The sequence below is a fragment of the Mycolicibacterium anyangense genome (assembly GCF_010731855.1).
Lineage (GTDB): Bacteria > Actinomycetota > Actinomycetes > Mycobacteriales > Mycobacteriaceae > Mycobacterium > Mycobacterium anyangense.
On the sequence record NZ_AP022620.1, the window covers coordinates 4,362,460 to 4,379,932 of the forward strand.

Annotated in this window: 12 protein-coding genes; 4 read left to right on the forward strand and 8 right to left on the reverse strand. The window is 67.4% G+C overall.

Going from position 1 to position 17,473, the window contains the following annotated elements; translation table 11 throughout:
- Window position 1: 1 nt before the first annotated feature.
- Both G6N35_RS20690 and G6N35_RS20695 read right to left on the reverse strand, forming a co-directional pair.
- The gene (locus G6N35_RS20690) at window positions 2–844 is read right to left on the reverse strand and encodes a serine/threonine-protein kinase (protein ID WP_163805934.1); all 843 of its coding nucleotides are present in this window, start codon (window positions 842–844) and stop codon (window positions 2–4) included.
- Window positions 825–1,925, reverse strand: coding sequence for a MinD/ParA family ATP-binding protein (locus G6N35_RS20695; RefSeq protein ID WP_163805935.1), 1,101 nt, complete (start codon window positions 1,923–1,925; stop codon window positions 825–827). The genes G6N35_RS20690 and G6N35_RS20695 overlap by 20 nt, the downstream gene beginning before the upstream one ends.
- Window positions 1,926–2,446: 521 nt before the next feature.
- Between G6N35_RS20695 and gltB the strand changes: the two genes are divergently transcribed.
- Both gltB and G6N35_RS20705 read left to right on the forward strand, forming a co-directional pair.
- Window positions 2,447–7,021, forward strand: coding sequence for a glutamate synthase large subunit (gltB, locus tag G6N35_RS20700; protein ID WP_163805936.1), 4,575 nt, complete (start codon window positions 2,447–2,449; stop codon window positions 7,019–7,021).
- Complete coding sequence (locus G6N35_RS20705; protein WP_163805937.1) at window positions 7,014–8,480, forward strand: glutamate synthase subunit beta; 1,467 nt, start codon at window positions 7,014–7,016, stop codon at window positions 8,478–8,480. Before gltB ends, G6N35_RS20705 begins: the two co-directional genes overlap by 8 nt.
- 21 nt (window positions 8,481–8,501) lie before the next feature.
- Here G6N35_RS20705 and G6N35_RS20710 read toward each other — a convergent pair whose 3' ends face one another.
- Window positions 8,502–9,242: a TetR family transcriptional regulator gene (locus tag G6N35_RS20710; protein WP_170313142.1), complete on the reverse strand. Its 741-nt coding sequence runs from the start codon at window positions 9,240–9,242 to the stop codon at window positions 8,502–8,504.
- A gap of 70 nt (window positions 9,243–9,312) precedes the next feature.
- Here G6N35_RS20710 and G6N35_RS20715 point away from each other — a divergent pair, with 70 nt between their 5' ends.
- On the forward strand, window positions 9,313–10,371 hold the full coding sequence (locus G6N35_RS20715) for a ferredoxin reductase (RefSeq protein WP_163805939.1): 1,059 nt from the start codon (window positions 9,313–9,315) through the stop codon (window positions 10,369–10,371).
- 17 nt (window positions 10,372–10,388) lie between these two features.
- Window positions 10,389–11,486: a fatty acid desaturase family protein gene (locus G6N35_RS20720; protein ID WP_163805940.1), complete on the forward strand. Its 1,098-nt coding sequence runs from the start codon at window positions 10,389–10,391 to the stop codon at window positions 11,484–11,486.
- On the opposite strand, the gene G6N35_RS20725 is transcribed toward G6N35_RS20720, so the two are convergent.
- The 5 genes from G6N35_RS20725 to G6N35_RS20745 are packed head-to-tail and all read right to left on the reverse strand — an operon-like array spanning window position 11,487 to window position 17,382.
- The gene (locus G6N35_RS20725) at window positions 11,487–13,385 is read right to left on the reverse strand and encodes an ArnT family glycosyltransferase (protein ID WP_407664569.1); all 1,899 of its coding nucleotides are present in this window, start codon (window positions 13,383–13,385) and stop codon (window positions 11,487–11,489) included.
- Between the two features lie 60 nt (window positions 13,386–13,445).
- The gene (locus G6N35_RS20730) at window positions 13,446–14,171 is read right to left on the reverse strand and encodes a polysaccharide deacetylase family protein (protein WP_163805941.1); all 726 of its coding nucleotides are present in this window, start codon (window positions 14,169–14,171) and stop codon (window positions 13,446–13,448) included.
- Window positions 14,172–14,230: 59 nt separating this feature from the next.
- Window positions 14,231–14,860, reverse strand: a complete 630-nt coding sequence (gene upp, locus G6N35_RS20735) for a uracil phosphoribosyltransferase (RefSeq protein ID WP_163805942.1) — start codon at window positions 14,858–14,860, stop codon at window positions 14,231–14,233.
- A gap of 9 nt (window positions 14,861–14,869) precedes the next feature.
- On the reverse strand, window positions 14,870–16,111 hold the full coding sequence (locus G6N35_RS20740) for a URC4/urg3 family protein (RefSeq protein WP_163805943.1): 1,242 nt from the start codon (window positions 16,109–16,111) through the stop codon (window positions 14,870–14,872).
- The gene (locus G6N35_RS20745; RefSeq protein ID WP_163805944.1) at window positions 16,108–17,382 is read right to left on the reverse strand and encodes a GTP cyclohydrolase II; all 1,275 of its coding nucleotides are present in this window, start codon (window positions 17,380–17,382) and stop codon (window positions 16,108–16,110) included. Before G6N35_RS20745 ends, G6N35_RS20740 begins: the two co-directional genes overlap by 4 nt.
- Window positions 17,383–17,473: the final 91 nt, after the last annotated feature.

Sequence of the window (17,473 nt, forward strand, 5' to 3'; positions counted from 1 at the left end):
GTCAGCGCAGACTGAGCGCGGCGTGGGCCAGTTCGCCGGCGCTACGGTAGCGATCCGCCGGGTCCTTGGCCATCGCGGTGGCAATCACCTCGTTGGCCGCCGCCGGAAGCCACGGCGCATACTGCGTCACCCGCGGCACCTCGGAGCGCAGGTGTGCCTGCACCACAGCATCTTTGGACGCCGCGTCGAAGAACGGCGGCTTACCCGTCAGCAGCCGGAACAGCGCGGCACCCAGCGAGTACACATCCGCGCGGCGGTCCACGACCAGCCCGCGCAGCATCTCCGGCGAGGCGTACGCGGCGCTGGCCAGCACCGTGCCGTGCCGGCCCGCCGGTGTGCGGTCATCGGTGCTGCGGGCCAGGCCGAAATCGGCGAGTAGCACCCGCTCGCCCTGGCCCAGAAGGAAATTCGGTGGTTTGACGTCGCCGTGCACCACCCCATGGGCGTGTGCGTGGTCCAGTGCGGTGGCCACCTCGCCGATGATGTGCAGCGTCCGCTGCGGTGGCATGCGTCCGGCCCGCAACTCCCGGTCGGCGTCCGTGCCGGGGACATAGTGCATCGCCATCCACAGGATGCCGTCAGTGGTCTCGCCATGGCCATAGACCGCCACGATGTTGCGGTGGTGCAGCGACTGCGCCCACCGAGCCTCCTCGATGAACCGGCGGCGGTAGGCCGGATCCGCCGAAACCTCGGCGTTGAGCACCTTGAGAGCGACGATTCGACGCGAATCCCACTGCCGGGCAACGCACACCGTGCCCATACCCGCCGATCCGATGACCCCTTCGACGACGTACCCGTCGACACGGGTGCCCGGGCCGATCCAGTTAGCGGACGTCGGGTCCACGATGCGCAAGGGTGGCGAAGAACTGGGCGAGCACGGCGGCCACTTCCACGAACGCCTGCCGGGTCGGGACGGACATCTCGGTGGTGCTGTTGATCACCCCGCCCGGACGCAGGCCCGGATCGAACGGGACCTCCACCACCGCCTGGCCGCGGGACCGGAACTGCTGGGCGAGCGTCCCGTGGGTGCGCCTGTCGGAGTGGCCGTCGGAGTCGTTGAGCACCACCACCGAGCGCTGCAGCAGACCTGTCTTGCCGTGGTGGGCAAGCCATTCCATGGTCTGCGCGGCAGCCGACGCCCCGTCGGGCCATGGCGAGGACACCACGATCAGCGCGTCCATGTCGCGCAGCGCCTCCTGCGTCACCGGCGCATCCATCGTGGACCCGCAATCCACGATGGAGATGGTGAAGTGGCGATCCAGACGCATCGTGGCCTCGCGGTAGATCGCGGGATCGAGAATGCCGCGCCGGCTGCCACTTTCACCGGCCAGCACAAACAGTCCCGCCGAGTTGCTGCCCATCCGGGTGAGCACCTCGGCGAAGGACTGCAGGTTCTTGTTCTTCGCCAGTTCCCAGTAGGAACCGTCGGCGCGCGGGTCGATCCGGCTGCCCAGCCTGCCGAACGCGGTGTCGGCGTCGACCGCGACCACCCGGTCCCCGCGGCGCAATTCGGCCAGTACCGAACCCACGCTGGCGGACACCGTGGTCTTGCCGACACCGCCCTTGCCCAGCACACCGATCTTGTAGTGACCCCGCAACGGTGCGGCGACCATGGCCTCCATGGCGGCCGCGCGCCGTTCGGTGCGCGACGGCCCGGGATTCACCAGGCCGAACGTCGCGGAATGCACGGCACGCCGCCAGCCCCGACCCGGCTTCGGCCTGGCGGCCTGGCGAGCCACCGGCGCCGGCAGCGGCGGATAGGGCGGCTGCGCCAGATCGGGACGAGACGGGGCCGAGCGCGGATCGATCCGGGGGATCTGCACCGTCGGCGGTCCGGACGGAATCGGCGGTCGGGTGGCACCCGCAGGGCCCGGTGGGGGAGCCTGCCGGAAGCGTTCGCGGTCGACATCGTCGCGGTCGGTCATCGTCTCTCTCGTGTGCTCAGGGACTGCTTCAGTATCACTACCCGCGCAATTCCCCAGGTCGGCGTCCAGGTGTTCTTAAGAATCCACCCAGATTTTGTGCAAAATCCCGGATCGAGCCACTTTGCCGTCATGACCAGCACAGATGGGAGACCACGTGTGGTGTTTGGCACCGGCGGCCCCGCGGCCCCGCATTCACAGCAAACAATCGGGTGGCTGAGCAATTGACGACCTCGGCAGCGGTAGACCATCCGTGCGGGGCAACTGGCCGTCAAAACGCGACGTAGACGACGGATTCCGTCGCTGTGAGCGCACTACGCCCGAAAGTCGGCCAATAAGGCGGCCAACAGCAACTTAGGTTCTACTAAGTTGGCATGTCAGGGCGTGTTTGTCATATCGTTTTACAACTTGTTGACACCACAGTAGGGCCGCCGTTCACCGACGCACGGAGGACCCCCTGACGGGGCGCGGCGACGTTTGACGATCTTGTCGCGCAAATAATGCTTGTGAAGGGTCAGGTGCGAATGCCCAGGAGTGTCGGGCTGTACAACCCCGCATTTGAACACGATGCGTGCGGTGTCGCCATGGTGGTGGACATCCACGGCCGGCGCAGCCGCGACATCGTGGACAAGGCGATCACCGCCCTGCTGAACCTCGAACACCGCGGTGCCGCCGGTGCCGAGCCGCACAGCGGTGACGGCGCGGGCATCCTGCTGCAGGTTCCGGACTCTTTCCTGCGCGCCGTCGTCGACTTCGATCTGCCCGCCGAGGGTTCCTACGCCACCGGTATCGCCTTCCTGCCGCAGTCCGCCCGCGACGCGGCGACCGCGTGTGAGGCCGTCGAGAAGATCGTCGAGGCCGAGGGCCTGCAGGTGCTGGGCTGGCGCGACGTGCCCACCGACGACACCTCGCTGGGCGCGCTGTCGCGCGACGCCATGCCGACCTTCCGCCAGGTGTTCATCGGCGGCGCCTCCGGAATGGACCTGGAACGCAAGGCCTACGTGATCCGCAAGCGCGCCGAACACGAGCTGGGTTCCAAGGGGCCCGGCCAGGACGGCCCCGGACGCGAAACTGTCTACTTCCCAAGCCTTTCCGGTCAGACCTTCGTCTACAAGGGCATGCTGACCACCCCGCAGCTCAAGGCCTTCTACCTGGACCTGCAAGACGATCGGATGGAAAGCGCTCTGGGCATTGTCCATTCGCGGTTCTCCACCAATACGTTCCCGTCCTGGCCGCTGGCCCATCCGTTCCGCCGCGTCGCCCACAACGGTGAGATCAACACCGTCACCGGCAACGAGAACTGGATGCGCGCCCGCGAGGCACTGATCAAGACCGACATATTCGGCACCGACGTCGAGAAGATCTTCCCGATCTGTACCCCCGGCGCCTCGGACACCGCCCGATTCGACGAGGTTCTCGAACTGCTGCACCTCGGCGGTCGAAGCCTGGCGCACGCGGTGCTGATGATGATCCCGGAGGCCTGGGAGCGCAACGAATCGATGGACCCGGCCCGTCGGGCGTTCTACCGGTACCACGGCTCCCTGATGGAGCCATGGGACGGACCGGCCTCGGTCTGCTTCTCCGACGGCACCGTCGTCGGCGCCGTGCTCGACCGCAACGGCCTGCGCCCCTCGCGCATCTGGATCACCGAGGACGGCCTGGTGGTGATGGCCTCGGAAGCCGGTGTGCTCGACCTGGATCCGGCCACGGTGGTCAAGAAGATGCGCCTGCAGCCCGGCCGGATGTTCCTGGTCGACACCGCGCAGGGCCGCATCGTCTCCGACGAGGAGATCAAATCCGAACTGGCCGCCGCGCAGCCGTACCAGCAGTGGCTCGACGAGCAGCTGTTCCACCTCGACGACCTGCCGCAAGGCCCGTACGTGCGGATGCCGCACCACCGGGTGGTGCTGCGCCAGCAGGCGTTCGGCTACACCTACGAGGAGCTCAACCTGCTGGTGGCGCCGATGGCGCGCACCGGTGCCGAACCGATCGGCTCGATGGGCACCGACACCCCGGTCGCGGTGCTCTCGGCGCGCCCGCGGATGCTGTTCGACTATTTCCAGCAGCTGTTCGCCCAGGTCACCAACCCGCCGCTGGACGCGATCCGCGAAGAGGTCGTCACCAGCCTGAAGGGCACCGTCGGTCCCGAAGGCAACCTGCTCAACCCGACGGCGGAGTCCTGCCACCAGATCGTGCTGCCGCAGCCGATCCTGCGTAACCACGAGCTGGCCAAGCTGATCAACCTCGACCCCGACAACGAGGTCCGCGGTCGCAAGCACGGCATGCGCTCGGCGGTCATCCGATGTCTGTACCCGGTGGCCAAGGGTGGTGAGGGTCTGCGTCGGGCGCTCGACGACATTCGTGACGCAGCGTCGAAGGCCATCGCCGACGGTGCGAAGGTCCTGATCATCTCCGACCGCGAGTCCAACGAGAACCTGGCACCGATCCCGTCGTTGCTGGCCGTCTCGGCCATCCATCACCACCTGGTCCGCACCCGGACCCGCACCCAGGTCGGTCTGGTCGCTGAAGCCGGCGACGTCCGCGAGGTGCACCACATGGCCGCGCTGGTGAGCTTCGGTGCCGCCGCGATCAACCCGTACATGGCGTTCGAGTCGATCAGCGACATGATCGACAGAGGCGTGATCGAGGGCATCGACCGCGACAAGGCGATCGCCAACTACGTCAAGGCGGCTGGCAAGGGCGTGCTGAAGGTGATGTCCAAGATGGGCATCTCCACCCTGGCCTCCTACACCGGCTCGCAGCTGTTCCAGGCCATCGGCATCTCGCAGGGCGTGCTCGACGAGTACTTCACCGGATTGAGCTGCCCGGTCGGCGGTATCGACCTCGACGACATCGCCGCCGACGTCGCCACCCGCCACCAGCTGGCTTACCTCGACCGTCCCGACGAGCGCGCGCACCGCGAGCTCGAGGTCGGCGGTGAATACCAGTGGCGCCGTGAGGGCGAGTACCACCTGTTCAACCCGGACACGGTGTTCAAGCTGCAGCACTCCACCCGCACCGGGCAGTACTCCATCTTCAAGGAGTACACCAAGCTGGTCGATGACCAGAGTGAGCGGATGGCCTCGCTGCGTGGCCTGTTGAAGTTCAAAGAAGGTGTGCGCCAGCCGATTTCGATCGACGAGGTGGAGCCGGCCAGTGAGATCGTCAAGCGCTTCTCCACCGGCGCGATGAGCTACGGCTCGATCTCGGCCGAAGCCCACGAGACGCTGGCGATCGCGATGAACCGCCTGGGTGCCCGGTCGAACTCCGGTGAGGGTGGCGAGGCCACCAGCCGGTTCGAGCACGACCCGAACGGTGACTGGCGGCGAAGCGCCATCAAGCAGGTGGCCTCCGGCCGGTTCGGTGTCACGTCGCATTACCTGAGCAACTGCACCGACATCCAGATCAAGATGGCCCAGGGTGCCAAACCGGGCGAGGGCGGCCAGCTTCCGGGTCACAAGGTGTATCCGTGGGTGGCCGAGGTCAGGCATTCGACGCCGGGCGTTGGCCTGATCTCGCCGCCGCCGCACCACGACATCTACTCGATCGAGGATCTGGCGCAGCTGATCCACGACCTGAAGAACGCCAACCCGCAGGCCCGCGTCCACGTGAAGCTGGTCTCCGAGAACGGGGTGGGCACGGTCGCGGCCGGCGTGTCCAAGGCGCACGCCGACGTGGTCCTGATCTCAGGCCACGACGGCGGCACCGGTGCGACGCCGCTGACGTCGATGAAGCATGCCGGCGCACCGTGGGAGCTCGGCCTGGCCGAGACCCAGCAGACCTTGCTGCTCAACGGTCTTCGCGACCGGATCGTGGTGCAGGTCGACGGTCAGCTCAAGACCGGCCGCGATGTGGTGATCGCCGCGCTGCTCGGTGCCGAGGAGTTCGGCTTCGCGACCGCGCCGCTGGTGGTGTCGGGCTGCATCATGATGCGGGTCTGCCACCTCGACACCTGCCCGGTGGGTGTGGCCACCCAGAATCCGCTGCTGCGCGAGCGCTTCAACGGCAAGCCGGAGTTCGTGGAGAACTTCATGATGTTCATCGCCGAAGAAGTCCGCGAACTGATGGCCCAGCTCGGCTTCCGTACCGTCAACGAGATGGTCGGCCAGGTCGGTGCGCTGGACACCACGCAGGCCGCCGAGCATTGGAAGGCCCGCAAGCTGGATCTGACTCCGGTTCTGCACGAACCGGATTCGGCCTTCATGAACCAGGATCTGTACTGCAGCTCGCGCCAGGACCACGGTCTGGACAAGGCGTTGGACCAGCAGCTGATCGTGATGAGCCGCGAAGCACTCGATTCGGGTACGCCGGTGGCGTTCGCGACGACGATCGCCAACACCAACCGCACCGTGGGCACGATGTTGGGCCACGAGCTGACGAAAGCCTATGGCGCCCAGGGTCTTCCTGACGGCACCATCGACATCACGTTCACCGGTTCGGCAGGCAACAGCTTCGGGGCGTTCGTGCCCAAGGGCATCACCCTGCGGGTCTACGGCGACGCCAATGACTACGTGGGCAAGGGCCTGTCGGGCGGCCGGATCGTGCTGCGGCCGGCCGAGGGTGTGCCCAGTGACTATGTGGCCGAAGAGAACATCATCGGCGGCAACGTGATCCTGTTCGGTGCCACCAGTGGTACCGCCTTCATCCGCGGCACCGTCGGCGAACGGTTCGCGGTGCGCAACTCCGGCGCCCACGCGGTGGTGGAGGGTGTGGGTGACCACGGCTGCGAGTACATGACCGGCGGCCGGGTGGTCATCCTCGGTGAGACGGGACGCAACTTCGCGGCCGGCATGTCCGGTGGCGTTGCCTACGTCTACGACCCGGAGGGCAAGCTGCCCGCCAACCTCAACACCGAGATGGTGGACCTCGACGAATTCGACGACTCCGACATCGAGTGGCTGCGCGCCATCGTCGCCGCGCACACCGAAGCCACCGATTCGGCTGTCGGCCAGCGCATTCTGGCCGACTGGTCCGGACAGGTAGGGAACTTCGTGAAAGTGATGCCGCGGGATTACAAGTCCGTGCTGCAGGCCATCGCGGCGGCGGAAGCCGCCGGCGAGGATGTCGACCAGGCGATCATGGCGGCGGCTCATGGCTGACCCGAGCGGCTTCCTGAAGTACACCCACCGCGAACTGCCGACCCGGCGCCCGGTGGACCTGCGTCTCAAGGACTGGAAAGAGGTCTACGAGGACTTCTCCCATGACACCCTGGAGCACCAGGCCTCGCGCTGCATGGACTGCGGGATTCCGTTCTGCCACAACGGTTGTCCGCTAGGAAACCTGATCCCGGAGTGGAACGACCTGGTTTACCGGGATCGGTGGCGCGATGCGATCGAGCGGCTGCACGCCACCAACAACTTCCCGGAATTCACCGGCCGGCTATGTCCCGCGCCGTGTGAGGCCTCCTGCGTGCTGGGCATCAACCAGGATCCGGTGACCATCAAGCAGGTTGAAGTCGAAATCATCGACAACGCCTTCGACGAGGGCTGGGTCGTCCCGATGCCCCCGCATGTCATCACCGGCAAGAAGGTCGCCGTCGTCGGCTCCGGTCCTGCCGGGCTGGCGGCTGCCCAGCAATTGACCCGGGCCGGCCACGACGTCACCGTCTTCGAACGTGCCGACCGCATCGGCGGGCTGCTGCGCTACGGCATCCCCGAGTTCAAGATGGAAAAGCGCCACATCGACCGCCGGCTGGCGCAGATGGAGGCTGAGGGCACCACCTTCCAGGCCGGCGTCAACGTCGGCGTCGACATCACCGTCGAGCAGCTACAGGGTGAGTACGACGCCGTCGTCCTGGCCGGCGGGGCAACCGCCTGGCGGGACCTGCCGATCCCGGGCCGCCAGTTCGAGGGCATCTACCAGGCGATGGAGTACCTGCCCTGGGCCAACAAGGTTCAGCACGGCGACCCGGTGCTCGACGAGGACGGTCAGCCGCCGATCACGGCCAAGGGCAAGAAGGTCATCATCATCGGCGGTGGCGACACCGGTGCGGACTGCCTGGGCACGGCCCACCGGCAGGGTGCGACCAGTATCCACCAGTTCGAGATCATGCCGCGCCCGCCGGAGAGCCGCGCCGCGTCGACCCCGTGGCCGACCTACCCGCTGATGTTCCGGGTGTCCTCGGCCCACGAAGAAGGTGGCGAGCGCGTCTTCTCGGTGAACACCGAGAAGTTCCTCGGCAACGAGGGCAAGGTCACCGGCCTGCGCGCCCACGAAGTGGTGATGAAGGACGGTAAGTTCGAGAAGGTCGACGGGACCGACTTCGAGCTGGAGGCCGACTTGGTGCTGCTGGCCATGGGCTTCGTCGGGCCGGAGCGGCCGGGCCTGCTCACCGATCTCGGGGTGGAACTTGACGCGCGCGGAAATGTGGCGCGCGGCAAGGACTTCGAGACCTCGGTGAAGGGTGTCTACGTTGCCGGTGACATGGGCCGCGGCCAGTCGCTGATCGTCTGGGCGATCGCCGAGGGGCGCGCTGCTGCCGCGGCGGTGGACCGCTACCTGATGGGTCACTCCGCGCTACCGGCGCCGATCAAGCCGACGGCCGCACCACAGCGGTAGGTCGACGCGTCGAGGCTGACCTCACGGCGAAGGCGGGTGGGGGTTCTCCTGCACAGGGTCAGTCTCGGCGGGCCGCTCCGCGTCGCCGTCGGGGTCGCTGCGCCAGCCGGCCACGCCGACCACGATCATCCGCAGCTGCTTGACCGCGGTGCGCTTGATCTCCTCCAGCGCGGCCTGGTCGGCGGCGTCCTCGATCGCCTCGGCGATGATGATCATGGCGTTCACGAACAGACTGGCCAGGATGTTGAGATCCTCGGTGCTCCAGGTGTTCAGACCCGGGAACCGGGCCAGGTCGGTGGCCAGTTCCGAAGTGATCAGCCGGATCTCGGTGCGGATCGCGTAGCGCAGGACGGTGACGCCACTGGACCGCTCCCGGCCGATGAACCGCCAGTGCTCGCGTCGGTCGGTGACCCCGGCGACCAGGATCTCCACGGTCGACTCGATCACGCGATTGGGGTCCAGTTTTCCGGCGCGCCCGCTGCGCAGCATCTCCCGCAGGGTGCGGAACGACTCGTCGATCAACACCAGCCCGAGGGCGTCCATCGAGTCGAAGTGGCGGTAGAACGCCGCCGGCACGATCCCCGCCTCGCGGGTGACCTCGCGCAGGCTCAAACCGCTGAAGCTGCGCTCGTCGAGCAGCTTCAGCGCGGCATCGATGATGGCCCGGCGAGTGGCCTCCTTGCGTTCCTCGCGGGAGGGGGTTCCCTTCGCCGAACTGCGTGACGACCGCTCGTGCCGAGATTTCGGCGTACGACTGTTCACTGGTGTGAACCCTACCACAGACTGGCTCGATCCCTTGACGACGTGGGGTTTCAGCATTCACGGTGTACATATGTTCACTGAAACACTGACCAAGAAGGTGCTCCGTTCGCCGCTGGTCGATCTGCTCACCGGGCCGCATGGCGTGGACCGGTACACCGAGCTGGTGGACCCCACCTGGACCACCGACGCGCGGGCCAAGGTCGTCGACGTGCGCCGGTCCACACCGCGTAGCGTCACCCTCGTCCTCGCTCCGAACGAAGCCGTCGTCGGCCACCGAGCCGGCCAGTACGTCAACCTGTCCGTCGAGATCGACGGCCGGCGTCACACCCGCTGCTACTCGCCCGCCAATGCCGAGGGCTCGGCACTGATCGAACTCACCATCGGCCGCCACGACGGCGGGGTGGTCTCCGAGCACCTGTTCCGCCGGGCCCGGCCCGGCATGGTGGTGGAGCTCTCCGCCCCGGCCGGCGACTTCGTCCTGCCCGAGCAGCGGCCGCACCGGATCCTGCTGGTGTCCGGTGGCAGCGGTATCACCCCGGTGATGTCCATGCTGCGCACCCTGCACGCCGAAGGGTTCGACGGTGAGGTCGCCTTCATCCACTACGCGCCCACGCCGGCCGACGCCGACTACCGCGACGAGCTGGCGGCCGTGCCGTTCCGGGTGCTGCACGGTTACACCCGCTCACCGGGTGGTGAGCTGACCGGGCATTTCGACGACGACCATCTTCGGATCGCGATGCCCGATCCGGACGCGGTGTTCGTCTGCGGACCGCCGGCGCTCATCGAGGCCGTCCGCGGTGTTTGTGCCCCGGCCGGCTCCCCGGTGCACACCGAGAGCTTCGTCCCGACCCCGTTCGTCGTCCCTGAGGCTCCGTCGGGCGGACGGATCACCTTCCGCGACAGCGGAATCGAGAGTCCCGACGACGGACGTCCGCTGCTCGAGCAGGCCGAGGAGGCCGGCCTGACGCCCAAGAGCGGATGCCGGATGGGCATCTGCCATACCTGCACCCTGCGAAAGCACCGCGGCGCGGTGCGCAACCTGACCACCGGCGCAGTGTCGACCGCTGACGAGGAGGACGTGCAGATCTGCGTGTCCGTGCCCGTCGGTGACGTCGAACTGGCCCTGTAAACCGAAAGGGGACAACCATGACTCAGCCACACATCACGCTCACACCGGAGCAGGCCGACGCCTTCGGCCGGGAACTCGACGCGATCCGCGACCGGGTGATCGCCGACCTCGGCCAGGCCGACGTCGACTACATCCGCCGTGTCATCAAGGCCCAGCGCGGTATGGAGATCGCGGGCCGCGCACTGTTGTTCGCCGGCATCTTTCCGCCGGCCTGGCTGGCGGGCACCGCGCTACTGGGCCTGTCGAAGATCCTCGACAACATGGAGATCGGCCACAACGTCATGCACGGGCAGTACGAGTGGACCGGTGATCCGGCCCTGTGCGGCCGCACCTTCGAGTGGGACACCGCATGCCCGGCCAACCAGTGGCGGCATTCGCACAACTTTTCCCACCACACCTACACCAACATCGTCGGCATGGACCGCGACATCGGTTACGGAATCCTGCGGATGAGCCCCGACCAGCCGTGGCGGCCGTACTACCTGGGCAACCCGCTGTACGCCTTCCTGTTGATGGTGCTGTTCCAGTACGGGGTGGCACTGCACGAACTGGAAGCCGACCGGATTCGGGCCGGCGAGATCTCGATGGCCGACAAACGGGAAGTGCTGCAGGAGATCTGGCGCAAGACCCGACGGCAGACACTCAAGGACTACGTCGCCTTCCCGCTTCTGGCCGGGCCGTTCGCGCCGTTCGTGTTCGCCGGTAACATGACCGCCAACCTGATGCGCAACGTGTGGTCCTACGCCATCATCTTCTGCGGGCACTTCCCCGAGGGCACCCAGGAATTCTCCATCGAGGAGACCCGCAACGAGTCCCGTGGGCAGTGGTACTTCCGCCAGGTGCTGGGTTCGGCCAATCTGACCGGTGGCAAGCTGTTCCACATCCTGTCGGGCAACCTGTCACACCAGATCGAGCACCACCTGTTCCCCGATCTGCCGGCCAGGCGTTACGCCGAGGTCGCCCCGGAGGTGCGTGAAGTCTGCCGCCGCTACGGTGTGCCGTACAACGCCGGGCCGTTGCCCAAGCAGTTCGCGACCGTGGTGCGCAAGATCGTGAAATTGGCTGTGCCGGAACGGGTACGCAACGCCGCGACCGAACTGGCGCGGGCCGCCTGACTACTTCGTCCGGGACAGGTCGTAGACATCGGCATCACCGACGTGGGTCACCGGGAACGTCGCGGTGACCCAGTCGGTGATGGCCGCGTGCTTACCGGGTTGCGGCCAATTGTTGGGCCGGCCCCGCCAATCCTTCTCGACGACGTAATAACGAACCAATCCGGCTGTGACGTCGGACTGGAACTGGTGCAGTGTCGGGACCGGGTCGTGACCGGTGAATCCACCGATCGCCATCACCGCTGTGCCGCTGGACAATTCGAGACCGGCGGCCGGTGACGATCCGATGACCGCCGCCGACCACCTGGTGGTGGTGGCACGCAGCAGCGATGCCAGCCGCGGGTTTTCGACTGGCCCGCCGAACGCCTTAGACATGGCTGCGGTCTCCGGTCGCGGGGGCCCGACCGTCGGGCTGCCGCCGTGGTGGGCGGTGCCGATGGTGGCCACTGCGTAGGCGGCCGGACCGGCCAGCAGCGCCCCGGCCGCTACTGCGGCCGACACCATGGCCACCCGTCGCCGCGACCGCGCCGAAAAGGCCAGTGCCGCCGCGGCCAGCACCGCCGCACCGAGGACCGTCCACCGCAGTGCGGGCAACCAGGCCGGATTTCGGCCCAGAAGCCACCAGCTCCAGACACCGGTCACCAGGATCAGCGCCGCCAGGCCCAGCCGGCCGAGCAGACCGGATCGGCGGGCCCACATCTCGTGGGCGCCGATGCCGATCATGGCGGCCACCGCAGGGGCCAGCGACAAGCAGTAGTACGGGTGGACCATCCCCTTCATGTAACTGAGCACCAGCCCGTTGATCACCAGCCAGCCGCCGAACAACAGCGTCGCGGCGCGGACCGGGTCGGTGCGCGGTACCCGGCCGCGCGAGATCAGTACCAGCACGATGGACAGCAGCGCGGTCGGGACAAGCCAGCCGATCTCGAAGCCGAACTCCCCCGAGAACAACCTGCCCAGCCCTTCCTGCTGGCCGCCGAAGCCGCCCAGGTGGGTCCTTTGAAGCTGATCACCGGCCGAGGAGCCGAGCGGATCCGGGGCCCCGAAGATGTCGTGGTTGCGGCCCGCTACCCGGGCGAATCCGTTGTAGCCCAGCACCAGGTTCATGAAGCTGTTGTCGGTCGATCCGGCGAGGTAGGGCCGCGCGGAGGCCGGCCACACCAGCGTCAGCACGACGAACCAGCCCGCCGAGACGATGCACGCAACGGCCGAGCCCACCAGGTGCAGGACCCGACGCGGTAGGTCCGTGGGTGCCGCGACCAGATACGCCAGTGCCACCGCGGGCACCAGGAGAAGGCCTTCGAGCATCTTGGCCAGGAACGCGAATCCCAGCGCCACCCCGGCCCACGCCAGCCAGCGGCCGCTGGCCCGCTCGAGCGCGCGCACCGTGCAGTACGCCGCTGCCGTCATGAGCAGAACCATGGCGGCATCGGGGTTGTTGAACCGGAACATCAACGCCGCCACCGGGGTCAGCGCGAGCACGGCACCCGCCAGTAGGCCGGCCCGCGGACCGCAGACCCGGCCGACCGACGCGTAGACCAGCCATACCGCGGCCACCGCCATCAGCGCCTCGGGCACCAGCATGCTCGCGCTGCTGAACCCGAACAGCTGACCCGAGGCGCCCATCACCCATTGCGACACGGGCGGCTTGTCGACGGTGATGAAGTTCGCCGGATCCAGGGACCCGAACAGCAGGGCCTTCCAGTTCCTGGAGCCGGCCAGCGCGGCACCCGCATAGAACTGGTTGGCCATCCCGTTGACGGTGATATGCCACAGGTAGAGCACAGCGGTGCCCAACAGCAGCGCCGCCAGGCCGGCTCGTTCTGATCGCGACGCTCGGACCGGTGCGGGTACCACCGCGGCGTCGTCATGCTCCACTGCGGCGGTAAACGTCGTTGTCACATCACCATTGATCCATCTGTGACTGTCGGTTTGCTGAAGGAACGCTGTGGGTGCTGCCGGTCATGCGAAGACGTCGGCGAGGGTGACGGTCTGCAGCCCACGCTGATTGATGATGTCGAGCAGCTGGGCGTAGGTGTGCGTTACCGGCGGCAGATTGGCATGGCCCAGCACGATCTGTTGCGGCTGGAACGACTGCTGGGCGAAACCGATCAGCTGCTGCTCGTCGACCGGCTTGGAATCGCCGATGGTTGCACTCCACAACGTGATCGTCGGGTAGCCGAGATCGCCGGCGATGCCGTCGATGTCCGGGGTGCGCGCACCATAGGGCGGCCGGAAGAACGGTCTGCCGTCGACACCGTAGGTGTTGCGCAGGAAGTCGGCGTTGCGCTGGATCTGATCGGCCACCGCGCCCGCTCCCACCCGGGTCAGGTTGGGGTGGCTCCAGGTGTGGTTGCCGAGCACGATCTGGCCGGAATCGACCATCGGCCGCAGCGCGGGGGCGTTGACCGTCCACGACGGATTGACACCGTTGGGAAAGAACGTCAGCCGAGCCCCGCTGTCGCGGCAGAACTGTGCGAACGCGGCGACGACCGCGGTGTTGGTGCCGTCATCGATGGTCAGGGCGAGCTGATTGCCGTCGCCGGGAAGTCGGTTGACGATGCCTTGCGGCACCCGTCCGGTCGGCGGCGGCGGTGGGCTGGCATTGGCCGGCGCACAGCGGGTACCGGCGGCGACGACGGCGAGCGCCACGGCACGCATCAGCGTGCGTCGATCCATCTGCGACATGCCGCGAAGCTAGGGCGGTCGGGTTACATCCACTTGAATGGCGCATGGCAGCTGGTGATTCACTTGGTACCGAACAACCTATCGCCGGCATCCCCGAGTCCCGGCACGATATAGCCGTGCTCGTCGAGCGCCCGGTCCACCGCGGCGGTGTAGATCGGCACATCGGGATGGGCGAGCTGCAGTGCGGCGATGCCCTCCGGGCAGGTGAGCAGACAGACGAACTTGATCGAGCGCGGTGCGAACTCCTTGAGCCGGTCCACCGCCGCGACCGCCGAGTTCCCGGTGGCCAGCATCGGATCCACCACGACGACTTCGCGCTCATGCAGATCGCTGGGCATCTTGAAGTAGTACTCCACAGCGACCAGGGTCTTCGGGTCCCGATACAACCCGATGTGCCCGATCCGGGCACCCGGCACCACCGTCAGCATCCCGTCCAGCACTCCGGTCCCGGCCCGCAGGATCGAGACGAACACCAGCTTCTTGCCGTCGATCACGGTGCCTGTGGTGGTTTCCAGCGGGGTGTGGACGGCGATCTGCTGAGTGGGGGTGTCGCGCAGTACCTCGTAGGCCATCAGGGTGGAGATCTCATTGGCCAGCCGCCGGAATGTGTTGGTGGAAGTTTCTTTTCGTCGCATCAGCGTCAGCTTGTGCTGCACCAGCGGGTGGTCGACAACATGGACGTTGTGCATGGTCTGCCCCTAGAACACCGTGCCGTCACTGACGACTGTCAGCGGCGGCAAGCCATCACGTAACCGTTGCGCCAGTGCGCGGCCCGCTGCCCAACTGCCACCTTCCAGGACGCACGCCAGCGGCATCTGTTCGGCATCGACGCCAAGGCGGGCGCGGACCAGTGGTGCCAGTTCATCGAGAAGGATGACCGTCAAGGCCCGCCACTCGACCACCAATTCGTCTGCTGCGCGGTAACTTCGGTGTGCAGCCGCAGCATCCCGCAGGCGCAGCACCCCGGTGTCGAGGAAAAGCCCACCGTTTCGGTACTCCGGCAGGCCGGTCAGCTCGTCGAGGCCGGTCACCGTCACACCCGACCACTCGAACGGCTCCAGCAGCGAATAGGTGAGCCACTGCGACAGCTTGTGGAACGGCACCCAGCCGGCGGTGAGGCCGGGACCGGTCACAGCGGCATGCCGCCAGCAGTCACCCACCGGAACATCACCGATCTTGTTGCCGCTGGGCCATATTCCACCCAGCAGGGTCAGCACCGCAGCGAGGATGTCGTGGGCGGCGACGCGGTGGTGGCCGGACGGGCACAATGCGGTGACCAGCCCACCCGGGCGGCCGTCGGCGCCGAAGATGGCCGGCGCACTCGTCAGCGCCTGGCCCAGCCGGTGCAGCAACGCCGCCCGGCCACCGAGGCCCACCAGCGGGTTGTCGCGGTCGACCTGGAATGCCTCTGCCAATCGCTGTTCGGTCAACCCGGCCAGGCCGCGGGCGTCGACTCGCAGCGGGTCGTCGGGGTCGCTGGAGAACATGCCGTCGATGAAGGCGTGAAAGCTGGCCACTCCCAGCCCTTCCGATCGGCTCAGTCGCAGGCCCGTCTGCGGCTCGTGGTAGCTCCAGGCTGGCCCCGCGCCGGCGTCGAGGAGCACGCTGACCACGGTGAGGTCGACCAGCGCGCGAGCCCTGGCCCGGGCGTCGAGGCCGGCCAGCATCCCGTCGAGAGCCGCCTTGCGGTCCACACCTGCCGATTGGATGTGCCGCCACCGGCTGTGCAACGGGATCTGCAGGTCTGGATAGCTGCCGCGGGTCACGTCGGCGACCTCAGTGGCCGCGGCGGCCAGGGCGTCGTCGTCGATGGTGAACCACGCGGATTCACCCGCGCGGGCCCGCTCGGTCAGCTGTCGCGCCCGCTCCCGAACGGCTGTTGTGCTGAGCAGTGCTGCCGCCGCTCCCGCCGGAGTATCGACCTCGGTTGCCGACCTCACCCGTGCAGTCCCCGCCCCTTGGGCTTCTTCAGTTCGTCCGCGTCGGGCACCGGGCCGGGAGTGAAGTACCCGGCGGCCATCTTCGCGTCGATCTCCACGCGCGCATCGGGCGGGATGAGTTCGTCGGGAATGTTGACCCGTTCACCCACCTCGATCCCGGCGCCGATAATCGCGTCGTACTTCATATTGCTCATCGACACCAGCCGGTGGATGCGGGTGATCCCCAGCCAGTGCAGGACGTCGGGCATCAGCTCCTGGAAACGCATGTCCTGCACTCCCGCAACACATTCGGTGCGGGCGAAGTATCCTTCGGCGGTGTCGCCGCCCTCCTGCCGTTTACGGGCGTTGTAGACCAGGAACTTCGTCACCTCACCGAGTGCGCGGCCTTCCTTGCGGGAGTAGGAGATCAGCCCTACGCCGCCGCGTTGAGCGCCGAGGATGCACTCCTCGATCGCATGCGTCAGATACGGCCGGCAGGTGCAGATGTCGGAACCGAACACATCCGACCCGTTGCACTCGTCGTGTACACGCGCAGTGAGCTCCACGCTCGGATCTGCCAAATCCCTTGGTGCGCCGAAGATGTAGATGGTCTGGCCGCCGATCGGCGGAAGGAAGACCTCCAGGTCCGAGCGTGTCACCAGTTCCGGGTACATGCCGCCGGTCTCCTCGAACAGCGTCCGGCGCAGGTGCGCCTCGCTGCATCCGAAGCGCTCGGCGACCCCAGGTAGGTACCACACGGGCTCGATCGCGGCCTTGGTGACCAGGGCAGCCCCGCCGGGCAGCAGCACCCGGCCGTCGGGGTGCAGGCGTCCTCGGTCGATCGCCTCGGTGATCTCGGGAAGGATCACATGGGCTTTGGTGACGGCGATGGTCGGCCGAATGTCGTGGCCGGCGGCCAGCTCTGCGGAGAACACGTCGGCGACCATGGCGCCCCACGGGTCCAGGCTGACGATCGCACCCGGCCTGCTCCATTGCGGGTACGGCCCGATGACGTCGGTCGGTGCGGTGTTGGTCAGGTCGGCCCGATGCTCGCGCGACAGCGCACCGGCGGCCACCGCCAGAGCGCGGTATACGCCGTAGGAACCACTGTGTGCCCCGATCACGTTGCGGTGGCGGCGGTTGGTAGTCGTACCGACCAGCGGACCCCGTTCGGTTCCGGTCGATGCGCCCCACTGGATCGGCGGCGCGTCGTCGGCGCCGCTGTGTGAGGTCAGCCGGATGTGGCCGGCCGGGCCCTGGGGCGCGGCGGGTGAGGGCGCCTCGGCGGACATGTCGCCTCCTCATGCCGGAAAGGCGCCAGCCTAGTCACTGCGGGCGGTGTGTGCTGTCTGGCCGATGCGCGCAGCGTGCCCTGACCGCAAA